This window comes from Paraburkholderia sp. XV (genome assembly GCF_020177535.1).
Lineage (GTDB): Bacteria > Pseudomonadota > Gammaproteobacteria > Burkholderiales > Burkholderiaceae > Paraburkholderia > Paraburkholderia caribensis.
In genome coordinates this window covers 1-21,825 of sequence record NZ_JAGUUD010000060.1, presented here as the reverse complement: position 1 = coordinate 21,825, position 21,825 = coordinate 1, and the positions used below count along the sequence as shown (strand labels likewise).

The following is a 21,825-nucleotide window of genomic DNA, read 5'->3' as shown; positions in this document are numbered from 1 at the left end:
TTCGTTTCGTGCGTTGCGTACACCGTTCAGCGCAGCGGCGAAAACGGCGCGGGCACGTAAACCGTCGACTCCATCGTCGTCAGATGCGCGGGTCCGCCCTTCGGCGGCCAGATGCCGTCCTTGACGGCTTCGGCACGAATGCGCGAGCGTTCGTCGACGCCCGCATACGGCCAGATGTTCAGAAAGCGCGGCACGGTGCCGTCCAGCGAATACATCGCGCCGATCAGCGGGGAACGTTTCGTGCGCTCCGGCACGGCCTTTTCCCATGCGTCGATCGTATGCTGCAGGCTCGCGAGCTTCGTGCCGTAGACGCGCATCTCGTAGATGCCGCCATGCACGGCCGGTTCGATGGGCGGCAGGAACGGAAAGAGCGCGTAGCTCTCCACCTTCACGTCCTCGACGAACTCGCCGCAGCCGAACGGATTGCCTTCGAGCAGCAGACGCTTGCGCTCGTTCACGAGCGCCGCCTCCGACTCGAAGCCGCGCAGCACCATCACCTTGCCGAGCGCGCCGATGTCCGAATACCAGCAGCCGAGCAAGGTCGAGCCGGGCTGATTGCCGCTCGCCTTGATGCTTTCGAACACCTGCGCGTTGGTGCCGATTTTTACCGTGAGCGTGACTGTGTCATAGAGTGTCATTGCGTGGTTCCTTGATGTGAACTGGAAGAGCCGGCGCGCGTCGGGACTTGGGCCGCACCGGCAAGAGAAATTCCCGCGAGATAGCCGAATGTCATCGCCGGGCCGAGTGTGATGCCGCCGCTCGGATAGCAGCCGCCCATCATGCTCGCGCTGTCGTTGCCGACCGCGTAGAGGCCGGCAATCGCGTCGCCGTGGCGATCGAGCACGCGGGCGTTCGCATCGGTGGCGAGGCCCGCGAACGTGCCGAGGCTGCCCGGCAGCAGCTTGACGGCGTAGAACGGCCCGTCTTCGATCGGCGCGATGCAGGGGTTCGGCTCATGCGCCGGGTCGCCCTGTACGCGGTTGTACGGCGTGGAGCCTTTGTGAAACTGCGGATCGAAGCCGTCTTTCGCGTACGAGTTGTAGGCGGCAACCGTGGTCTCCAGACCCTGCGCATCGATGCCGCACGCGGCGGCGAGTTCAGCCAGCGTCGCGCCTCGCTTCAGATAACCCGAACGCACGTAGCTCGAAACGGCAAACGGAAAGGGCTTCGAAAAACCGAGCCCATAGCGGCGCTGGAAACGGTGATCGCAGATCAGCCAGGCACACACCTCCGCACCGCGCGGCGTCGTCCCGAGCAACGCGGACATGAAATCGTGATAGGACGACGCCTCGTTGACAAAACGCTGTCCCGCGCGCGTGACGGCGATCACACCCGGCTTCGCGCGTTCGATCAGATGTGCGAACGCCACATCGCCGCCGCGTTGCGGCACGAGCGAAACGGGCGCCCAGGCGGCGGGCGCATCGAGCGTATCGTCGAAGCGCGCGCCAATCGATTCGCCAAGACGAATACCGTCACCCGTATTCGAGCGCGGCGCCGCCGACCAATGTTCCTTGCCCGAAGGCGTGTACGCGAACGTGCTGGCACGTCGCGCGACATCATGCGGAAAGCCGCCGCATGCGAGCACCACGCCGCGCGCCGCACGCACCTCGTGCACCACGCCGCCGATCTCGACGCGCGCGCCCGTGACGCGCGCGTCGTCGCGCAACAGGCCAATTGCTCTCGCGCGCGTGCGCAGATCCACGTTGCGATCCGCCGCCGACTTCAACAGGCGCGCTACCAGCGCGTTGCCGTTGACCAGATGCATCGAGCGACCATGGCGCAGCTTCTGCCACGCGAACGCCGCGAGCCGCCGCGTGACGTAGAGCGCGGACTTCACGGAACGCGTCGCGCGATAGAAGTGTGCGAGATCCTGCCCCGACGCGAGCGCCATGCCCTTGATCGTCATCACCGACAGCGGCTCGCGCAGCTTGTGGATCAACGGGCCTAGTTCCCTGCCGTCGAACGGCATGGCGCATACCGAGCGGCCACCCGTCGCCGCGCCGGGCGTCGTGTGGAAATCGGGAACGCGATTGCCGTCGATGAAGCGCATCGCCGTATGCTGCTCGAAGAATTCGACCATTTCGGGTCCGCGCGCCAGCAGCGCATCCGCCTTGTCCGCATCGAACTGCGCGCCGAGTTCGCTCTTCAGGTAAGTGCGCGGCGCGTCGATGTCCTCGCGGATGCCCGCGCGCGTCGCCAGCGGATTGCGCGGAATCCACATCCAGCCGCCCGACCACGCAGTCGTGCCGCCGAACACGTCTTCCTTCTCCGCAACCATCACGCGCAAGCCCTGCGCCGCCGCCGTCACGGCAGCCGACAGCCCGCCCGCACCGGAGCCCAGCACCAGCACATCGCATTCGAGTATCGCTTCACGCTTCATCTTCGGCTCTGCTTTTCCAGAAACTATGGAACTAACTTTCTTTGTGGAATACTATTCCACAAATTGCGATCGTGCAAAGTTTTTGTGACGATGAGGAGAAGGGACATGCGCGTGCTGGTAACGGGTGGCAGCGGCTTTCTGGGTGCGTGGATCATGCGGCGGCTGCTTGCGCGCGGCATCGAATGTGTGGCGTTCGATCTGCAGGCGAAGCCGCAATTGCTGCATGCGCTGTCGCCGGAACTGGCGGCCGCGGTCCCGTGGCGAACGGGCGATATCGCGCAAGCCGCCGACGTCGCGCGTGCGCTGGATGGCTGCGACGCCGTGATTCATCTCGCGGGCATCCTCACGCCCGATTGCGCGGCCAACCCGGTGCGCGGCGCGCAGATCAATCTGATCGGCACGCTGAATGTCTTCGACGCGGCGCGCGCGGCGGGTCTGCAACGCGTGCTCTATGCAAGCAGCGCGGGCGTGTTCGGCCCCGACGACGGCGCGACGCCGCATCCGCAAACGCACTACGGCGCGTTCAAGCTCGCCTGCGAAGGCTCGGCGCGCGCGTACTGGAACGATCATGGGATCGCGAGCGTCGGCTTTCGCCCGCTGGTGGTCTATGGTGCGGGACGCGAGACGGGATCGAGCGCCGGGCCGAGCCTCGCGTGCCGGGCGGCCGCGCGCGGCGAGCGGTACACGATGCCGTTCACGGGATCGACAGGCTTCGTGTACGCGGACGATGTCGCTGCCGCTTACGAGGCGGCCCTGTTGCGTGACGTGGAAGGCGCCCATGCGTTCACGCTCGCGGGACAGATCGCTTCCGTGCAGACGGTGATCGACAGCATTGCCTCGATCGTGCCGGGCGCGCGCATCGATGCCGCCGGCACCGCGCTGCCCATCGCGACCGCTTTTCCGCGCGATCCCGCGCTGGCGCGCCTGTTGCCGGACCTGCCGCAGACCTCGCTCGAAGCAGGTCTGCGGCAGACGGTAGCGTTCTACCGTCACACGCACGCCGCACATCACTGACGACAACCCGACCTCAAAGCGCGGGCGCGACGGGCGTGCGCGCCGCCACGGCCCGATGCACCGCGAGCGTCGCGGCCAGCGTGCGCGCGGCGTCGTCGACCGGACAGAGTGGCGCTTCCTCACGCGCGATCACGGCAGCGAAGTGGCGCAACTGTTCGTGATACGGATCGGCGCTGTGCGGCGTGCTGCGCTCGACGGTCAACGGTTCGTGCCAGCCTTTGCGCGCGCGGTATTCCCACACGTCGAGTTGCGGCAGCGTAAGCGACGCATCGGTGCCGATCAGAAAATGCGTGTTCACCTGCTGACGCGGATAGTGCGCCGCTTCGCCCGCCGCAAGGTCCCAGTTCCACGGTGCGCACGCGCAGTCCGACACGGCGAGTGTGCCGAGCGCGCCGCTAGCGAAGCGCAGCAACACGGCAGCCGTGTCCTCCACCTCGAAGCCGCGCACCGCATTCGACGTCAGCGCCTGCACCTCGACGATATCGCCGAGCAGGAATCGCATGATGTCGATGTCGTGGATCAGATTGATCAGCACGGGCCCGCCGCCCGCGCGCCGCCGCCATTCGACGTCGAAATACGCGTCGGGCTTGTAGAACGTCGCAAGCGCATTCGCGGTGACGGGCGTGCCGAGCCGCCCGGAGACAACGATTTCCTTCGCGCGCCGCAGGATCGGATTGTGCCTCCGATGGTGCCCCACCAGCAGCGGCACATTCGCGTCGCGGGCTGCGCGGCCCAGTTGTTGCGCCGCTTCCACATCGTCGGCAACGGGTTTTTCGATCAGCGCGGGAATGCCGCGCGCAATGCATGCGAGCCCCACGTCAACATGCGTCGCATTCGGTGTGGCGACGATCGCGCCGTCCGGGCGCACCTCGTCGAGCATCGGCGCGTAGTCGGCAAACCAGCGCAGCCCTTCCTCACGCGCGAATTCGCGCGCGGCAGGCGATGGGTCCGCAATCGCGACCACTTCCGCCTGCGGGTGCAGCCGCGCCCGTTCCACGTGCATCCGTCCGATCGCGCCCGCGCCGATCACCGCCAAACGTCTCCTTGCCATTTCCGTCATCTCCTCAGGTTGAACACAAGGGTCATACAACAGCGTCCAGGTGAATACCCGGATTTAATGAAATTCGCTTTGATTGTTGAATACTATTCCAATTAGAACTACAGTTCACCAAAAGTTCGGGTCGTCGAGAGTTTGCGAACGAATACGGAGAGGAGCGGAGAGACATGAAGGACGAACACACACAACCCATGAATCACGAAGCGCAGAGTGCGCCCGACAGCGCGGGCATGACGCGGCGCGCGTGGCTCGCCGCCGCGGGCAAGACGCTCGCGAGCGGCGCGGCCGTGCTGGCCGCGCCCGCTATCGTGCGCGCGCAAGGCGAGCAGCCGCTCAAGCTGGGGCTGCTGATGGCCAAGCAAGGCGTGTGGACCGAGCAGGGCGAAGTGATCGCGAACGGCGTGAAGATGGCGCTCGACGATGCGAACAACCAGGCACGCGGCCGCCGCGTGGATCTGGTGTGGTACGACGAGCCGAATCCGCAGTCGGCGCAGCAGAACATGCAGAAGCTGATCGAGCAGGACAAGGTCATCGCCGTGATCGGCGGCACGAATAGCGGCACGTCGCTGGCGATGTCTTCCGTCGCGAACCGTACCAAGACGCCCTATATCGCGCCGAACGCCGCCGCGCGCGAGCTGACGGGCAGCAGCTGCAATCCGTACACGTTTCGCGTGCTCAGTCCGACGCCCGTCACGTGCCGCGCGCTTGCGCCGTCGCTGCTGGCGATCGGCAAGAAGTGGCACTTCCTCGTCGCGAACTACGCGTATGGGCAGGATATCCAGCGTTCCATGTCCGAGTTGCTGAAGCAGTCGGGCGGCACGATCGCGGGTGCGGATGTGACGCCGCTCAACACCACCGACTTCAGCTCGTTCATTCTGAAGATCCGCCAGTCGAAGCCCGATGTCGTGCTGCTCGGCCTGCCGGGCGGCGATCTCTCGACCTTCCTCAAGCAGTACGCGGAAATGGGCATGAAGGACAAGATTCCCGTTGCCTGTCCCATCATCGGCGATTCGGACCTGTGGTCGATCAACGTCGATGCGGCAACCGGCTACTACGGCAAGCCCTGGCACTACAGTTCGCCCGGCCATTCGCCCGAAGAGCTCGCGTTCATCAGGAAGTACACGGCGAAGTACGGCAAGCCGCCTGCCGACAAGGCTTGGATCGGCTGGTTCACGACGCGCGCCCTGCTCGCCGGCGTCAATCAGGCGAAGAGCACGTCCGGGCCGGACATCGTGCAGAGCCTGGAGACCGTGCAGTTCGGCGACAGCAGCGGGCCTGCCTATTTCCGCCCGTGGGATCACCAGATGCTGCGCCGCTGGACGGTCTTCAAGGTGAAGGACCACATCACCGACAAGTGGGACTGGCTCAACCAGGTGTCGGCCGTGCCGCAGAACCCCGCGGAGCTCGACAGCCTTTACGGCACGAAGCAGGAAATCGGTTGCACGATGGCTGCGCGATAACGCGCGGCGAACTTTGCTGCGGCATCGGCGGGCCGTTGCGTGAGCCTCATGCAGCGGCCCGATCCGTTCCGCAATGTCCTGCGGTTATCTGCATTCAGCTGGAGTACAGGCATGGCAGAAATGGTGTTGTCCCAGATCGCCAACGGGTTGGTGCTGGGCTTTCTCTACGTGTTGCTCGCGATCGGTCTGTCGATCATCTGCGGGCTGCTGGGCATCGTCAACTTTGCGCACGGCGCGCTGTTCGCGCTCGGCGCGTATTTCGCGATCGCCCTGTCGACGCAGTTCGGTTGGGCCGCCGTGATCGTCGCGCCCGTCCTCGTCGCGCTCGCGGGGGTGCTGATCGAAGTGATCTTCATCCGGCGGCTGTACGGCAAGGAGCCTCTGCTCGGACTGATCGTGACGTTCGCCCTGTCGCTGCTGCTGACGGCGCTGATCCGCCTCGTGTGGGGCGCGGGCGGCCTGCCGTTCAGTCCGCCTGCCGCGCTCAGCGGCTTTCTCGTCTACGGGCCGCTGCTGATCACGAAGTATCGTCTGTTCGTGCTTGCCGCGACGGTCGCGATTCTGCTCGCGTTGTGGTGGTTCATGAAGTTCACGCCCTATGGGCGCATCTTGCGCGCGGGCAGCCGCGACCCCGAGATGGTCGGCCTGCTCGGCATCAATCTGCCGCGCGTGCTGACGGGCGCGTTCGGTCTCGGCGCGTTGCTCGCGGGCGCGGCGGGCGTGCTCGCCGCACCGCTGCTGACCGTCACGCCCAGCATGGCGACGGCGGCCGTCATGCCCGCCTTCGTGATCGTGACGATCGGCGGTCTGGGCTCGTTTGCGGGCGCCGTCGTCGCGGGCCTGCTGGTCGGCGTGGTGACGGCGCTCGCCGTGCAGTTCTTTCCGGAAGGGTCGTCGGTGGCGATGTATGTCCTGATGGCACTCGTTCTGCTCGTGCGTCCGCGCGGGCTGTTCGGCGAACGCTGGGAGCGCTTCGAATGAATGTCAAACTGTTGACCCGGCACCCCGTCGCGTTGCTGACCACGTGCCTCCTCATCGTCTCGATCGCATTGACCGCAAGCGGCACGCCGCTGGAACGCGCGACACAGATCGCCATCTACACGCTCTACGGCATGGGCGTGAATCTTCTGGTCGCTTATGCGGGTCTGGTGCCGTTCGGCGCCTCGGTGTTCTTCGGCACCTCGACGTATCTGGTTGCGATCTCGCTGCAACGTCTGATCGGCAACGAACTCGTTGCGCTGGCCGCGAGCGTGGCCGTCACGGCCGTCATGGCCGCATTGATCGGCGCGATCGTGCTCAAGCGGCGCGGGCTGTATTTCTCGCTGCTCACGCTCGCCTGCTCGCAGATCGCATTCGAAATCGCGTTCAAATGGACCGACGTGACGGGCGGCGAGAACGGCCTGCAAAACGTGCCGCGCCCGACCTTCGCGACCACCACGGGCTTTCATGTGTTCGCGTGCGTCACGGTGATCGCCGTCGCATATGGCCTGTGGCGCCTCGTCCACGCGCCATTCGGGCGCGCGTTGCAGGCGCTGCGCGACAACGAGCAGCGCGCCGCGAGCCTCGGCTATGACACCTACCGCCTGAAGCTGTATGCGTTTGTGATCTCCGCCTCGGTGATCGGTTACGCGGGCGGGTTACTGTGCCTGATGCTGCAGGGCGCGTATGCAAACAACCTTAGCTGGGAACACGCAGGCGACAGTCTGCTGATGACAGTGCTGGGCGGCGTGCACCAGTTTCTCGGGCCGCTGTGGGGCGCGATTGCGTTCATCCTGCTCGAAGACAAACTGAGCAGCCTCACCGAACACTGGTGGCTGATGTTCGCGCCGATCATCATTGCGTTCGCGTTCTTCTCCCCCGAAGGCATTCAGGGTCTCGCGCAGCGCCTGCTGCGCCGGCCGCGCTGGACGCTCGTGCGCGACACCATTCCCGCCCGTCCCGAAGTGATCGCGCCGTACCGCGCGAGCCGCATCGACATGAATCCGGACGCGCCGATTCTCAGCGTGCGCGGGTTGTCGAAGCAATTCGGCTCGCTGGTGACGGCCGACAAGATCGACCTCGACGTCTTTCCGTATCAGCTGCACAGTTTCATCGGGCCGAACGGCGCCGGCAAGACGACCTTCTTCAACATGCTGACGGGCGTGCTGCCACCATCGTCGGGCACGATCACGTTCGACGGCAAGGACGTGACGAGACTGGCGATGTTCCGCCGCGTGCGGCTCGGCATGAGCCGCTCGTTCCAGATTCTCAGCGTGTTTCGCAACCTCACCGTGTTCGAGAACGTGCGCGTCGCCGTGCAGGCCGCGCAGCGCGAACGGCTCGGCTTGTGGCGCGACGCGCATACGCTCGACACGCAGAACGCGCGCGCCTGGTCGCTGCTCGCAGCCGTCGGCCTCGTCGAGCGAGCGGCGGCGTCGTGCGAGAGTCTCTCGCATGGGGAACAGCGTCTGCTCGAAATCGCGTTGTCGCTCGCGACGCAAGCCCGTCTGCTGCTGCTCGACGAACCGCTCGCGGGCCTTGCCGAAGCGGATCGCGCCAACGTCGCGCGCATCATTCGCGAACTCGCGAATCATCACGCGGTGCTGCTGATCGAACATGACATCGACCGCGTGCTGACCATCTCCGATCGCGTCAGCGTGCTGCATCGCGGTCATCTGATCGCCGACGGCTCGCCTGCCAAAGTCGCGGCGCATCCTGAAGTGATCGAAGCGTACATGGGTCACGCAAAGGGCCAGCGTCCCGTCGATGCGCGTCTCGCCGACCGTGTCGCGCACATACGCGACACCCCGGCCAACCGGCGCGTGCTTCTGCAATTGCAAAACGTGAAGGCGGGCTACGCGGGCAACACGATTCTCGACGGCATCGATCTCACGCTGCACGAAGGCGAAGTGATCGCGGTCCTCGGGCGCAACGGCGTCGGCAAGACGACCGCGCTGCGCGCGGCAACGGGTGTCGCGCAGATCAGCGCCGGTACCATCACGTTCGACGGACACGACATCACGTCGCGGCCCATGCACGAGATCAACCGGCTCGGTCTCGCGATGGTCCCCGAAGGCCGCCGCCTGTTTCCGAATCTGACCGTCTACGAAAACTTGCGGCTCGCCGCACGCAAGGGCGGCGCGAGCGTCGACGAGATTTACGCGCTTTTTCCGCGGCTCGCGAACCGCAAGGACGTACGCGCCGAACATCTGTCGGGCGGCGAACGGCAGATGGTGGCCATCGCGCGCGCGTTGATGGCGCCCGCCAAAGCGATCCTGCTCGATGAGCCGTTCGAAGGTCTTGCGCCTGCCGTCGTGCAGGAAGTGCTCGATGCCGTCGTCAAGCTGCGCGAGCGTGCAAGTGTCGTTATCGTCGAACATCAGGCCGATATGGTGTTGCCGATCGCCGACCGCGTGTATGTGCTCGTCAACGGCCGCGTCGCGTACGAAAACACGGCTGACGCGCTCGCGCAGGACAGCGCGACTCAGGCCAAACTGCTCGGCATCGTGCATGACGATGCCCGTTCTACTCTGGAGGTGAAAACAGCATGACCCAAACGACTGCAACGAACGTCGCCGTATCGCTCGACGAGGGACTCAGCGGCGCGACGCGCGTGTATTTCATTGTCGGTGATCCCATTGCGCAGGTGCGCTCGCCCAAAGGCGTGACGGCGGCATTGCGCGAAGCGGGACGCGACGCGCTGGTGGTCCCCGCGCACGTCGCGCCGGACGACCTCGCGGCATTCTTCGCCGGCGTCTCGCCAATGCGCAATGTCGATGGCGTGATCATCACCGTGCCGCACAAGTTCAGCGCCGCCGGCTTCTGCTCGAGTCTGTCCGATGAGGCCGCGTTTCTCGGCGCGGTGAACACGCTGCGGCGCACGGCCGATGGCGGCTGGCATGGCGGTATGTTCGACGGCACGGGCTTCGTCGCCGCGCTCGAAGATGCGGGCTGCGATCTGCGCGGCAAACGCGCGCTGCTGATCGGCGCGGGCGGCGCGGGCTCGGCCATCGGTCAAGCGCTCGTCAGCGCGGGCGTCGCCGCCCTCGGCGTGCGCGACAACGATACGGCGCGCACGGCTTCGCTCGTCACACGGCTCGCCGCGATGCAACGCGGCGCCGTGCACGTGGCGGCGGCCGATGTCGAAGCCGGATCGTTCGACGTGGTCGTCAACGCGTCGCCGATGGGCATGCGCGCCGACGATCCGCTGCCTATCGACGTGTCGCGCCTGCCTGCCTCCACGTTTGTCGGCGACGTCGTCACGAAGCCGCCGCTCACGCCGTTCATCGAAGCGGCACGGGCGCGAGGCTGCAAGACCGTGACAGGCACGCAGATGTTCGCGCGCGTATGCGATCGCATGGTCGAGTTTCTGCTCGACGCAAAAGCATGAGCGGCATGAGCGCGGCGCAGCGAGTCGCCGTCGTCACGGGCGGCGCGGGCGGGATCGGCCGGGCAATTGCGGCGCGGCTGCAACGCGACGGCATGCGCGTCGCGCTGTGGGACCTCGATGCGCGTGCGGCGCGCGAAGCCGCCGACACGCTGTGCGCTGACGAAAACAGCGGCACGAACGGCGCAGCCATCGGCGTGCATGTGGACGTGACAAACGAAGCCTCCGTCGCCGCCGCGCTCCACACCACTCTCGAACGCTTCGGCGCGCTGCATGTGCTGATCAATGGCGCGGGCACGACGGGCCCGATCTCGACCGTCGCCGACAGCGCGCTGGACGCATGGCAGCGCTGTATCGACGTCAATCTCCGCAGCGTGTTCCTGTGCTCGCGCGCCGCCGTCCAACCCATGCTCGACGCGGGCTTTGGCCGCATCGTCAATCTCGCGTCGATTGCGGGCAAGGAAGGCAATCCGTCGATGTCCGCGTATTCGGCGGCCAAAGCGGGCGTGATTGCGTTCACGAAGTCGATGGGCAAGGAACTGGCGCTGACGCCGGTGCGCGTGAACTGCATCGCGCCTGCCGTGATCGAGACACCCTTGCTGCAGCAGATGACCCCCGACGCGCTCGCCGCAAGTCTCGCGAAGATTCCGATGCAACGCGCCGGCACGGCCGACGAAGTCGCAAGCCTGGCCGCGTGGCTGGCATCGGATGAATGCTCGTTTTCGACGGGCGCCGCCTTCGATCTGTCCGGCGGACGCGCGACTTACTGACGTCCGCTTCAAACACCATCCAGCAAGCACGGAAACGGCAGCAAGGCATCAGAGGAGACAGTGAACATGAATTCAGGCAGCAGCATCCAATGGGACGAAGAAGTCGATGTGCTCGTGTTCGGCGCGGGCGCGGCGGGCATGACGGCTGCGTTGATCGCGCATCACGAGGGCCTCGACGTTCTCCTGTGCGAAAAGACGGAGGCCGTCGGCGGCATCACATCGACGTCGGGCGGCACGACGTGGGTGCCCGGCACGCAATTGAGCGTCGATGCGGGCGTGCCCGACAGCGTCGACGACGCGCGCCGGTTCTTGCAATCGGTGGTCGGCGAGCGCGGCGGCGACGAAGCACGCGAGGCCTTCCTGCAAAGCGGCCCGCTGGCCATCGACGAATTGCAGCGCATCAGCGACGTCAAATTCGTCGCGGCGGCCGCGCATCCCGACTATGTGACGGGGCCCGGCGCGGCATTCGGCGGCCGCGCGCTCGCGCCCCTGCCTTTCGATGCCCGCGTGCTGGACAAGGACTTCTCGCGCGTGCGCCCGCCGCGCAAGGAATTCATGGGCCTGGGCGGGATGATGGTCAATCGCAGCGACCTCGGCGCGCTGCTCAGTCCGTTCGGATCGTTCGGCAATTTCAGGCGCACCGTCGAAGTGGTCGGCCGTTATGTCGTCGACCGCATGCGTTTTGCGCGCGGCACGCAACTCGTCATGGGCAACGCGCTCGCCGCCCGGCTCTTCTACAGCTTGCGCAAGCGCGGCGTGGCAATACGCTTCGAAACGCCGCTCGTCGAACTGGTTCGCGAGCAAGGCCGCGTGACGGGCGCCGTGATCGGTTCGCGCGACGGCGAACAACGGCGCATCGGCGCGCGTCGCGGTGTCGTGCTCGCCACGGGCGGCGTCGCGCGGCATCCGGCGCTGCGCAAACAGTTGTTTCCGGCTGCCGCAGAACGGCTGTCGCTGGCTCCCGACACTCACACGGGCGACGGCGTGGGCAGCGCGCTCGCCGTCGATGCGCGACTCGAAAACGGCGGCGACAGCCCGGGCCTCTGGATGCCCTGCTCGATCCGCCGTTCGTCCGGCGGCGGCGATAGCGTGTGGCCGCATATCATCCTCGATCGCGCGAAGCCGGGACTCATTGCCGTGAATAGCCGGGGCGAGCGGTTCGTCAACGAATCCGGCTCCTATCACGACTTCGTGATGGGCATGCTGCGCGACGACGGCCATGGCCCGAGCGTACCGGCGCATCTGATCGTCGACGCAGACTTTATCCGCGACTATGGTCTGGGCCTGCTGATGCCGGGGCGAAGCCGCGCGCGCATTGCCGAATTCGAGCGCGCCGGGTATCTGGTCAAAGGCGACACGCTGGCCGCACTGGCGGCGAAGCTGCACGTGGATGCGACAGGGCTCGCGCGCACTGTCGAAACCTACAATCGCGATGCCGCATCGGGCAGCGACCCCGCCTTCGGCCGCGGCTCCAGCCCGATGAGCCGCTTCAACGGCGACGCCGCGCAGAAGCCCAATCCGTGCATCCGTGCGTTGGGCAAAGGCCCGTACTACGCCGTGACCGTGTGGCCAGCCGACCTCGCGTGCAGCGCGGGTCTGAGCGGAAATGCGAACGGCGAACTGCTCGATGTGAACGGCAACGTGATACCGGGACTCTTCGCGTGCGGCAACGATCTGGCTTCGATATTTCGCGGCACGTATCCCGGGCCCGGCACGACGTTGGGACCGGCCATCGTGTTCGGCTGGCGCGTCGCGAAGTACATCGCGGGCAAGCTGGATGACGGCGCTTCGAAGCGACGGACGCGTGTGGATGCCTGCATGAACGAATCGCCTTAAGCCGTATCGGGACGCGGGCATCGACTGCTTCCCGAGCGTGCACCGCCGTTCGACGCTAGCCCGGCCGCGTCGATTCCGCGAGCACGGCGCGCACCATCCGGGACAGCGTTTCGGGAAGATATGGCTTGCGCAGGAGCTTGACGTCGGGCGCGAGAATATTATTTTTCGAGATGATGTCGCGCGTATGGCCAGAGGTAAAAAGCACAGGAACGGGCGGCGTTCTGCTGCGCGCCCAGGCGGCGAGGTCCGCGCTCTTCACCGCGCCCGGCATCACGACATCCGTCAGCACCAGGTCGACCTTGACGCCGCTTTGCAACAGCGCCAATGCCGCGTCCCCGTTGACGGCCTCGACGACTTCATAGCCCAGTTCCCGCAGCAGTTCCGCAGAGGTCGCCCGAACGCTGGCGTCGTCTTCCACCACCAGAATGATCTCGTTGCCACCGACATGCGAGGCAAGGCTGAATTCCGATAGCGTGCCCTCTGCCACGGCACTCCGAGGAAAATGCATCTGTACGGACGTGCCTCGACCGACTTCGCTGAGGATGGTCAGATGGCCGCCGCTTTGCCGCACAAAGCCGAACACCATGCTCAAACCCAGGCCGGTTCCCTGGCCCTCCCCTTTGGTGGTGAAGAACGGCTCACACGCACGTTCGAGAACCTCGGGTGACATTCCTACCCCCTCGTCCCGAACCGTAATGCGCAGATACTCTCCTGCCGCGATCTCGGCACCGGTCACGTCGCTCGCGGTCAACACCACGTTTTCTCCGATCACGCTAATCTGGCCCTCTCCGTCCAGCGCGTCGCGCGCATTGATGGCCAGATTGAGCACCGCATTTTCCAGCTGGTTCCGGTCGGCCTGTATGAACCATGGATGGGCCGACAGCGACATCTGAACAGAAATGCTTTCGCCCAAAGCCCGTTGGAGCAGGTCGCCGAGCGTATCGAAAATGCGGCCTGGATTGATGACGGTGGGCGACAAGGGCTGGCGGCGAGCGAAAGCAAGCAGTTGGGATGACAGTTTCCCGCCGCGCTCCACGGCGGATGCCGCAGCGGTGACGCGTTTCTGGACATTTTCGTTACCCTTTTCCTGCAGCGCGAGCACTTGCAGATTGCCCGAAATGGCTTGCAAGACGTTGTTGAAATCGTGCGCGACACCCCCTGTCAGTGCGCCGATCGCCTCCATTTTCTGTGACTGCCGAAGTTGCTCTTCGAGTTCCACCCGGGCCGTCACCGCATCCGCCACCCGTTGCTCCAGGTTGCGCGTCAGCTTGAGCAGCGCAGCTTCAGCTTCCTGTTGCCGCCGCTCGGCGATGACGCGCTCGGATGTCTCGATGACGACGGCGATGACGCCAGCGGGCGCGCCGTCATCCTCGACCACGGGGCTGTAGTAAAGATCCATCCAGACGTCTTCGGCGGCGCCGTTGCGGAACAGAACGAGTTCCTTGTCCTTGTAGGACAACGTGCCGCCCGCGAGGCAAGTGTCGACGACGTTGCGATTGAAATCGGCAATCTCTGGCCAGCCCTCCTCGACGGGAGACCCGAGCAGAAACGGATGGCGGCCGCCCGCGAAAACCGCATAGGCGTCGTTGTAGACCATATGTCCAGCGTGCCCCCACAACATCACGAGCGGTACGGGAGACGCGAGCACTAACTGAACAGCCGCTCGCAGACTCGATGACCAATCGTCGATGAGGCCGAGCGACGTCCTGGACCAATCGAAGTCACGGATTCGCAGGGCCATTTCGCCGCGCCATCCCGCGCATCCATGGTCTTTTCCTGACCGCAACATTCGACACCGCCTTCTGCCGGACCATGCCGGCAATCTGCGAAAACAACCAGGATCGCGCGAATTCGACGCGATGCGGACGACTGAACGTGACTATGTGAGCAAAAAACAGGCCCGGACCTAACGATCACCCAACAGGCCCGCGATTCCTCACCTGTCCGACGCGACGGCTGAATCACCGCGCCGAAAAAAGCCATCCATCGAGATCACACGGAGCCTGTCGGGCGATGCGCATTTCACCGGCCTGTCAGAGGTAATCTCGCCGCCAGGCGATTTTCTCGCGCCCCCGTTCCCTGCAATCGCGCTCACCGTCTCCGCCTCCAACTCTTATATAAGACATAAGACATTTGACCGCATAGGGTATTGCAATTAAAATCGCGAATAAAGCAGTGCCCGAAGCAGTTTCGACGTGCCTGAAAAGTCCTCCCCTGAAACGCAATACCAGCAGGTCTCCCATGCTTGAAAACTTTCGTGCTCATGTAGCCGCGCGCGCCGCGCTCGGCATTCCTCCCCTGCCGCTGACGGCTCAGCAGACCGCCGAGCTGGTGGAACTGCTGACCAACCCGCCCGCTGGCGAAGAGCAGACTCTGCTCGATCTGATCACCAACCGCGTGCCCGCCGGCGTGGACGAAGCCGCGCGCGTGAAGGCGGGCTTCCTGGCCGCCGTGGCCAAAGGCGAGACCGCCTGCGCGCTGATCTCGCGCGCGCGCGCCGCCGAGCTGCTCGGCACGATGCTGGGCGGCTACAACATCCAGCCGCTGATCGAACTGCTGTCCGACGCCGAAGTCGGCACCGTCGCCGCTGAAGCGCTGAAGAAAACCCTGCTGATGTTCGACCAGTTCCACGACGTCAAGGAACTGGCGGACAAGGGCAACGCCAACGCCCGCGCCGTGATGCAAAGCTGGGCCGACGCCGAATGGTTCACCAGCCGTCCGGAAGTGCCGCAAAGCCTGACCATCACCGTGTTCAAGGTGACGGGCGAAACCAACACCGACGACCTGTCGCCGGCCCCGGACGCCACCACCCGCCCGGACATCCCGCTGCACGCGCTGGCAATGCTGAAGAACGCCCGCCCCGGCATCACGCCGGAAGAGGACGGCAAGCGTGGTCCCGTCAAGTTCATCGAGTCGCTGAAGGAAAAGGGCCACCTGGTCGCGTACGTGGGCGACGTGGTCGGTACAGGCTCCTCGCGCAAGTCGGCCACCAACTCGGTGCTGTGGTTCACGGGCGAAGACATCCCCTTCATCCCGAACAAGCGTTTCGGCGGCGTGTGCCTGGGCAGCAAGATCGCCCCGATCTTCTACAACACGATGGAAGATGCCGGCGCGCTGCCCATCGAACTCGACGTGTCGAAGATGGAAATGGGCGACGTGGTCGAACTGCGCCCGTACGAAGGCAAGGCGCTGAAGAACGGCGAAGTGATCGCCGAGTTTCAGGTCAAGTCAGACGTGCTGTTCGACGAAGTGCGCGCCGGCGGCCGCATTCCGCTGATCATCGGTCGCGGTTTGACCGCCAAGGCGCGTGAAGCGCTGGGTCTGGCTCCGTCCACGCTGTTCCGCCTGCCGCAGCAGCCGGCCGACAGCGGCAAGGGCTTTTCGCTGGCGCAGAAGATGGTTGGCCGCGCCTGCGGCCTGCCGGAAGGCCAGGGCGTTCGCCCGGGCGCGTACTGCGAACCGCGCATGACTTCGGTCGGCTCGCAGGACACCACCGGCCCGATGACGCGCGACGAGCTGAAGGACCTGGCGTGCCTGGGCTTCTCGGCTGATCTCGTCATGCAGTCGTTCTGCCATACGGCCGCTTATCCGAAGCCGGTCGACGTGAAGACCCACCAGACGCTGCCGAACTTCATCAGCAACCGTGGCGGCATCGCGCTGCGCCCGGGCGACGGCGTGATCCACTCGTGGCTGAACCGCATGCTGCTGCCCGACACGGTCGGCACGGGCGGCGACTCGCACACCCGCTTCCCGATCGGCATCAGCTTCCCGGCCGGTTCTGGCCTGGTCGCGTTCGCCGCCGCTACGGGCACGATGCCGCTGGACATGCCGGAATCGGTGCTGGTCCGCTTCAAGGGCAAGATGCAGCCGGGCGTGACCTTGCGCGATCTCGTCAACGCCATTCCGCTCTACGCCATCAAGCAAGGCATGCTGACGGTCGCCAAGCAAGGCAAGAAGAACATCTTCTCGGGCCGCATTCTCGAAATCGAAGGCCTGCCCGATCTGAAGGTCGAGCAAGCGTTCGAATTGTCGGATGCCTCCGCCGAGCGCTCGGCCGCCGGTTGCTCGGTGCGTCTGAACAAGGAACCGATCATCGAATACCTCAACAGCAACATCACGCTGCTGAAGTGGATGATCGCCGAAGGCTATCAGGACCCGCGCAGCCTGCAGCGCCGTATCAAGGCGATGGAGCAATGGCTGGCCGACCCGCAACTGCTGTCGCCGGATGCCGACGCTGAGTATGCAGCCGTCATCGAAATCGATCTGACCGACATCCACGAGCCGATCGTGGCCTGCCCGAACGATCCGGACGACGTGAAGACGCTGTCGGACGTGGCCGGCGCCAAGATCGACGAAGTGTTCATCGGCTCGTGCATGACCAACATCGGCCACTTCCGTGCCGCGTCGAAGCTGCTGGAAGGCAAGCGCGACATCCCCGTCAAGCTGTGGGTCGCGCCGCCGACCAAGATGGACCAGAAGCAGCTGACGGAAGAAGGCCACTACGGCGTGTTCGGCACGGCTGGCGCGCGTACCGAAATGCCGGGCTGCTCGCTGTGCATGGGCAACCAGGCACAAGTGCGTGAAGGCGCGACGGTCATGTCGACCTCGACCCGTAACTTCCCGAACCGCCTGGGCAAGAACACGAACGTGTACCTTGGCTCGGCGGAACTGGCGGCGATCTGCTCGCGTCTGGGCAAGATCCCGACCAAGGAAGAGTACATGGCCGACATGGGCGTGCTCAACGCCAATGGCGACAAGATCTATCAGTACATGAACTTCGACCAGATCGAGGACTTCAAGCAAGTGGCCGACACCGTGGAGATGTAAGCGTGCTGTCGGGCTACGGCGTGTCGTTCTCGTCGTAGCACCACGCAATGGCGCCGCGGGCTGAATGCCCGCGGCGCTTTTTTTTGGGGGAACGGGTTCCGGAGTGACACGATTTCGCAGCCGCTAGCCAAGGAACCTCGCTGAATCGCTTCCCGCGCACGACGAGCCGACCAGCCGGCCTCGATGCCCGGCCGTCGAATCACCGCACCCTACGCATAGCGCAACCGGGCCCCCTCGAACGGTTCAGCCGCATCCCGCTCGCCCTCGTCAGCGAGCCCCATCACGAGCTCCTCCACGCGCGCCGCCGCCGACATCACGCGGTCGATCTTCCCGACGCCCTGCCCCGCATACAACGACAGCTTCTGCGCCATTCTCGGTTTGTCGATCGCCCGCGCGCCGCCGCCGATATGCCGCAACAGGTTCCACTTGTCGCGATTCGGAATGACCCGGTGCGGCGTGCCGTATTTCCAGCCGAACGAATAGCCGGTGCGGTATTCGGTGTCATCGACCGTCGCATCGACGATCTTCTGCTTGTAAAGCGGATGAGCATTCGACTCGTCACACGCAACGAAAGCCGTGCCGCAGAGCACGCCGCCCGCGCCCATGTTCATCACCGTGCGGACGTCGTCGCGATTCGTGATCCCGCCTGCCGCGAGCACAGGACGCCCGCCCGCCGCAGCGATGAGCGACGGCAGCAGCGAAAGCAATCCAATCGTGCCGCGGTTCAGATGCCCGCCGCTTTCGCTGCCCTGCGCAGTGATGATATCGGCGCCCTGCGCGATAGCCTTGCGCGCGAGCTCCACGGAACCGACCTGCACCATCACCACCATTCCCGCGTCCTTTGCGCGCGAGATCATATGCGGATAGTTCTCCGCATAGAACAGCGACAGCATTTTGGGCTTTTCCTGCAACACGACCTGAAACTGCGCCTCGAATACATCTGGGCCGCCGAACGAAGGGACGAGATTGACGCCGAACGGCTTGTCAGTCAGTTCTTTCGTTTCACGGATCCATCGCCGCAGCGCGAGCGGCGGCAGACGCAAACCGCCCACCGTTCCCATCCCGCCCGCATTGGCGACGGCGGCAACGAGCTTCGGACCGGAGATCGCGGCCATGCCGGCGAGGAAGATCGGATATCTGACGCCACAGAGCTTCGTGACGGCGTTTCCACCCAACTCAAAACCTGTTGTGCTCATGATTCAAAGCTCCACGCGTTTGCCAAGCATGCGTTTCAACGCATCGTTCTTCAACACGAAATGATTCTTGCAGGCACCGAAGATATGCAGCGCCAGGCCCAGCACGAACGGCGTTGCGCCGATCCTGAAGAGCACCTCGAAGACCTGCGCGGCCTGCGGATTCGGCTGCATCGGCGATGGAATGATCCATCCGCCGGGCAATTCGACCAGCTGGCCAGCCGCCGATTTAGCCAGCCACGCGGCGACGGGGAGCAGCACCATCGCCAGCGCCAGCGCAGTCGCAACCGACCGGCTCACGATCACCTCGACCGGATTCGGCGTGCCGAGCGGCAGCGGATGCCACGACGTCAGGCGCGCCCAGAACCGATAGACCGAGACCGGAAACAGAATCGCGCCGAGCAGATTCAGAACCCTCGCTAGCTCGGCATTCGGCGCCGCGACAAGCGCAATCTCGATGCCGATGATCGCGAGCACCAGCGCCGCGACGATCCAGTGCAGCGCGATCGTGACGGGCGAAAAGCCCAAGCCCGTATCGCGCCACTGAAAGCGGCCGTGTACATGCGTGCTGAGCACTTGAGCATCGTGTGTGGATGACGTAGGCGAGTTCGACATTTTTTGTTCCCTATCGATTGCAGCGTTCACTAGTGACTGGCGGCGCGCGACGAACCGATGCCCGTCTGGGCGCGGACGAACTGCTCGTCGAATTGCTCGCGTTCGTTTGCCGCTCTCGCGCCCTGATCGGTGACCGATCCGATCCAGGTGAAGAAGAAAGCGATCGACATCGAAATGATCGCGGGGTAGTCGTATGGGAAGACGGGCGTCGCGTGTCCGAGCACCTTGACCCACACAGCGGGCGACAGCACGACCAGACCCACTGCGCTGACGAGCCCTGCAATGCCGCCCATCAGCGCGCCGCGTGTCGTCAGGCCTTTCCAGTAGATCGCGAGCGTGAGGATCGGAAAATTGACCGACGCGGCCACGCTGAAGGTCAGCGCCACGAGGAACGCGACGTTCTGATCCTTGAACACGATGCCGAGCACGATGGCCACGCCCGCGATCGCAATCGACGCGATTCTCGACACACGCTTTTCCTTCGCGTGGTCGGCGCGATTGCGCTTGATGACCATCGCGTACAGATCGTGCGAGATGGCCGATGTGCCGGCCATCGTGAGTCCCGCCACGACAGCGAGGATGGTTGCAAAGGCGACGGCGGACAGGAAGCCCAGCACGAGATCGCCGCCCATTGCCTTCGCCAGATGCATGACGGGCATGTTGCCGCCGCCGATCAGCTTGCCGCCGGGCACGCCGCCCTCGTAGAACGCCGGATTGCGGCCGACGATCACGATCGCGGCCGTGCCGAGCACCATGACGATCAGAAAGAAGTACCCGATAAAGCCCGTCGCGACGAACACGGACTTGCGCGCCGCCTTGGCATCCGGCACCGTGAAGAAGCGCATCAGGATATGCGGCAAGCCCGACGTGCCGAACACCAGTCCCACCGACAGCGACAGCATCGCAAACGGATCGGCGACGAGCTTGCTCGGCAGCATGATGCCGGCGCCGCTCTTATGTGTGGCGATCGCCTGCGCGAACATGTCGTCGATCGAGAAACCGAACTTGCTCAACGCGAGAACCGCAAGCAGGGTCGCGCCGAACAGCATGAGTACGGCCTTGATGATCTGCACCCAGGTTGTCGCAACCATGCCGCCGAAGGTCACGTACACCGCCATCAACGCGCCGACCACGACGACGGCATAGTTGTATTGAAGCCCGAACAGCAACTGGATCAGTTGGCCCGCGCCCACCATCTGCACGACGAGATAGAAGCACACCACCGTCAGCGAGCCGAATGCCATCAGCGTGCGTATTCTTTGCTGGTCGAGTCTGAACGATGCAATGTCGGCGATCGTGACCTGCCCCAGATTTCTGATGCGCTCGGCAAACAGGAACATCAGCAACGGCCACGCGACGAAGAAGCTCACCGCGTAGAGCATGCCGTCGTAGCCGTTGAAGAAGATCATGCTCGTCACGCCGAGCAGCGCCGCCGCCGACATATAGTCGCCCGCCAGCGCGAGACCGTTCTGAAAACCGGAAATGCCGCCGCCGGCGTTGTAGAAGTCCTTCATCGACCGGGTCTTCGACGCCGCCCAATACGTGATGCCGAGCGTCGCGACGACGAACGCGAGGAACATGACGATGGCCGTCGTGTTGAGCGGCTGCTTCTGTGCTTTTTCGAGCACCTCCGCTGCGGCCATTGCGTCGCAGGCGATGAAGGCGGCCAGCACGCCGCCGATGAGTTCGACGCATCGTTTCATTGCGCGTCTCCCGCGAGGACCTGAGCGGTCAACTCGTCGAACTCGCCGTTTGCGCGGTGAATATAGATGCCCGTCAGTATCCACGTGCCGACGATCAGCGCGACGCCCAACGGCCAGCCGATCGTCATGACACTGCCGGGGAACAGCTTCAACGCAAGCACTTGCGGCGCGAAGCCTGCTGTCAGCACGAATGCGTAGTAAGGCAGCAACGTGCCGAGCGTGAGCAATACGACGAGCCTGCGCCGCCGCGCGACGAGTCGTACGAAAGCCGGCGACAACCGGACGTTGTGAAGTGCAGTCGTTTGGACCACGATGTCTCCTGTATTTCGTTTCGAAGTGGGCGCATTTCGGGGGCTACCCGACACGCTCTTCTGTGTTCCTCAACGATAGGAGCGGCGATCGATCAAGTAAAATGATGATTGATGATGCATGACATCATCGTGAGTGAGACGTGCGGTTTTGGGTTGTTGGGTTTTGGGTTGTTGGGTTTTGGGTTGTTGGGTTTTGGGTTGTTGGGCTTTGCGCTGGCATCCGCGATGCGTTAGCTCACTTCACGCGTCGCCCCTGTGCGGGGCGGCACCTACTTTTCTTTGCCGCCGCAAAG

Annotated in this window: 16 protein-coding genes; 8 read left to right on the top strand and 8 right to left on the bottom strand. The window is 64.6% G+C overall.

What is annotated here, in order from left to right:
• Positions 1-26: 26 nt before the first annotated feature.
• The gene (locus KFO72_RS24930) at positions 27-638 is read right to left on the bottom strand and encodes an NIPSNAP family protein (RefSeq protein WP_176054503.1); all 612 of its coding nucleotides are present in this window, start codon (positions 636-638) and stop codon (positions 27-29) included.
• Complete coding sequence (locus KFO72_RS24925) at positions 635-2,380, bottom strand: FAD-dependent oxidoreductase (protein WP_225033267.1); 1,746 nt, start codon at positions 2,378-2,380, stop codon at positions 635-637. Before KFO72_RS24925 ends, KFO72_RS24930 begins: the two co-directional genes overlap by 4 nt.
• A 105-nt stretch (positions 2,381-2,485) precedes the next feature.
• On the opposite strand from KFO72_RS24925, the gene KFO72_RS24920 reads away from it, so the two are divergent.
• Positions 2,486-3,394 (top strand): NAD-dependent epimerase/dehydratase family protein, encoded by a 909-nt coding sequence (locus tag KFO72_RS24920; RefSeq protein WP_225033266.1) that lies wholly within the window; start codon positions 2,486-2,488, stop codon positions 3,392-3,394.
• 13 nt (positions 3,395-3,407) lie between these two features.
• Here KFO72_RS24920 and KFO72_RS24915 read toward each other — a convergent pair whose 3' ends face one another.
• The gene (locus KFO72_RS24915; RefSeq protein WP_225033265.1) at positions 3,408-4,445 is read right to left on the bottom strand and encodes a Gfo/Idh/MocA family oxidoreductase; all 1,038 of its coding nucleotides are present in this window, start codon (positions 4,443-4,445) and stop codon (positions 3,408-3,410) included.
• Between the two features lie 173 nt (positions 4,446-4,618).
• Here KFO72_RS24915 and KFO72_RS24910 point away from each other — a divergent pair, with 173 nt between their 5' ends.
• From KFO72_RS24910 to KFO72_RS24885, 6 genes are all read left to right on the top strand, one after another.
• Positions 4,619-5,911: an ABC transporter substrate-binding protein gene (locus tag KFO72_RS24910; RefSeq protein WP_060609734.1), complete on the top strand. Its 1,293-nt coding sequence runs from the start codon at positions 4,619-4,621 to the stop codon at positions 5,909-5,911.
• Positions 5,912-6,022: 111 nt separating this feature from the next.
• Complete coding sequence (locus tag KFO72_RS24905; protein ID WP_035992123.1) at positions 6,023-6,892, top strand: branched-chain amino acid ABC transporter permease; 870 nt, start codon at positions 6,023-6,025, stop codon at positions 6,890-6,892.
• Positions 6,889-9,441, top strand: coding sequence for a branched-chain amino acid ABC transporter ATP-binding protein/permease (locus KFO72_RS24900; RefSeq protein ID WP_225033264.1), 2,553 nt, complete (start codon positions 6,889-6,891; stop codon positions 9,439-9,441). The genes KFO72_RS24905 and KFO72_RS24900 overlap by 4 nt, the downstream gene beginning before the upstream one ends.
• Positions 9,438-10,280 carry a shikimate dehydrogenase family protein gene (locus tag KFO72_RS24895; protein ID WP_225033263.1) on the top strand — a complete coding sequence of 281 codons (843 nt, stop codon included), beginning with the start codon at positions 9,438-9,440 and terminating at the stop codon, positions 10,278-10,280. The genes KFO72_RS24900 and KFO72_RS24895 overlap by 4 nt, the downstream gene beginning before the upstream one ends.
• Positions 10,281-10,285: 5 nt before the next feature.
• Entirely contained in the window at positions 10,286-11,047 is a 762-nt protein-coding gene (locus tag KFO72_RS24890) for an SDR family oxidoreductase (RefSeq protein WP_225033282.1), read from the top strand.
• Between the two features lie 66 nt (positions 11,048-11,113).
• Complete coding sequence (locus tag KFO72_RS24885; protein ID WP_225033262.1) at positions 11,114-12,883, top strand: FAD-binding protein; 1,770 nt, start codon at positions 11,114-11,116, stop codon at positions 12,881-12,883.
• Positions 12,884-12,938: 55 nt separating this feature from the next.
• Here the strand turns inward: KFO72_RS24885 and KFO72_RS24880 are convergent, their stop codons facing one another.
• Positions 12,939-14,624: an ATP-binding protein gene (locus KFO72_RS24880; protein ID WP_054931470.1), complete on the bottom strand. Its 1,686-nt coding sequence runs from the start codon at positions 14,622-14,624 to the stop codon at positions 12,939-12,941.
• A 500-nt stretch (positions 14,625-15,124) separates the two neighbouring features.
• Between KFO72_RS24880 and acnB the strand changes: the two genes are divergently transcribed.
• On the top strand, positions 15,125-17,710 hold the full coding sequence (acnB, locus tag KFO72_RS24875; protein ID WP_225033261.1) for a bifunctional aconitate hydratase 2/2-methylisocitrate dehydratase: 2,586 nt from the start codon (positions 15,125-15,127) through the stop codon (positions 17,708-17,710).
• A gap of 209 nt (positions 17,711-17,919) precedes the next feature.
• On the opposite strand, the gene KFO72_RS24870 is transcribed toward acnB, so the two are convergent.
• Genes KFO72_RS24870 through KFO72_RS24855 form a run of 4 tightly spaced genes read right to left on the bottom strand, consistent with a single transcriptional unit; the run spans position 17,920 to position 21,532 of the window.
• Entirely contained in the window at positions 17,920-18,906 is a 987-nt protein-coding gene (locus KFO72_RS24870) for an NAD(P)H-dependent flavin oxidoreductase (RefSeq protein WP_225033260.1), read from the bottom strand.
• Positions 18,907-18,909: 3 nt separating this feature from the next.
• A complete protein-coding gene (locus KFO72_RS24865) occupies positions 18,910-19,518 on the bottom strand; it encodes a cytochrome b (RefSeq protein ID WP_225033259.1) in 609 nt (202 codons plus the stop codon).
• 29 nt (positions 19,519-19,547) lie between these two features.
• Entirely contained in the window at positions 19,548-21,221 is a 1,674-nt protein-coding gene (locus KFO72_RS24860) for a cation acetate symporter (RefSeq protein ID WP_176054512.1), read from the bottom strand.
• The gene (locus KFO72_RS24855; protein ID WP_054931466.1) at positions 21,218-21,532 is read right to left on the bottom strand and encodes a DUF485 domain-containing protein; all 315 of its coding nucleotides are present in this window, start codon (positions 21,530-21,532) and stop codon (positions 21,218-21,220) included. Before KFO72_RS24855 ends, KFO72_RS24860 begins: the two co-directional genes overlap by 4 nt.
• Positions 21,533-21,825: the final 293 nt, after the last annotated feature.

Coding starts and splice junctions, on each gene's coding strand:
- KFO72_RS24930 (WP_176054503.1), bottom strand. CDS start 638: ATGACACTCTATGACACAGTCACGCTCACGGTAAAAATCGGCACCAAC.
- KFO72_RS24925 (WP_225033267.1), bottom strand. CDS start 2,380: ATGAAGCGTGAAGCGATACTCGAATGCGATGTGCTGGTGCTGGGCTCC.
- KFO72_RS24920 (WP_225033266.1), top strand. CDS start 2,486: ATGCGCGTGCTGGTAACGGGTGGCAGCGGCTTTCTGGGTGCGTGGATC.
- KFO72_RS24915 (WP_225033265.1), bottom strand. CDS start 4,445: ATGGCAAGGAGACGTTTGGCGGTGATCGGCGCGGGCGCGATCGGACGG.
- KFO72_RS24910 (WP_060609734.1), top strand. CDS start 4,619: ATGAAGGACGAACACACACAACCCATGAATCACGAAGCGCAGAGTGCG.
- KFO72_RS24905 (WP_035992123.1), top strand. CDS start 6,023: ATGGCAGAAATGGTGTTGTCCCAGATCGCCAACGGGTTGGTGCTGGGC.
- KFO72_RS24900 (WP_225033264.1), top strand. CDS start 6,889: ATGAATGTCAAACTGTTGACCCGGCACCCCGTCGCGTTGCTGACCACG.
- KFO72_RS24895 (WP_225033263.1), top strand. CDS start 9,438: ATGACCCAAACGACTGCAACGAACGTCGCCGTATCGCTCGACGAGGGA.
- KFO72_RS24890 (WP_225033282.1), top strand. CDS start 10,286: ATGAGCGCGGCGCAGCGAGTCGCCGTCGTCACGGGCGGCGCGGGCGGG.
- KFO72_RS24885 (WP_225033262.1), top strand. CDS start 11,114: ATGAATTCAGGCAGCAGCATCCAATGGGACGAAGAAGTCGATGTGCTC.
- KFO72_RS24880 (WP_054931470.1), bottom strand. CDS start 14,624: ATGGCCCTGCGAATCCGTGACTTCGATTGGTCCAGGACGTCGCTCGGC.
- acnB (WP_225033261.1), top strand. CDS start 15,125: ATGCTTGAAAACTTTCGTGCTCATGTAGCCGCGCGCGCCGCGCTCGGC.
- KFO72_RS24870 (WP_225033260.1), bottom strand. CDS start 18,906: ATGAGCACAACAGGTTTTGAGTTGGGTGGAAACGCCGTCACGAAGCTC.
- KFO72_RS24865 (WP_225033259.1), bottom strand. CDS start 19,518: ATGTCGAACTCGCCTACGTCATCCACACACGATGCTCAAGTGCTCAGC.
- KFO72_RS24860 (WP_176054512.1), bottom strand. CDS start 21,221: ATGAAACGATGCGTCGAACTCATCGGCGGCGTGCTGGCCGCCTTCATC.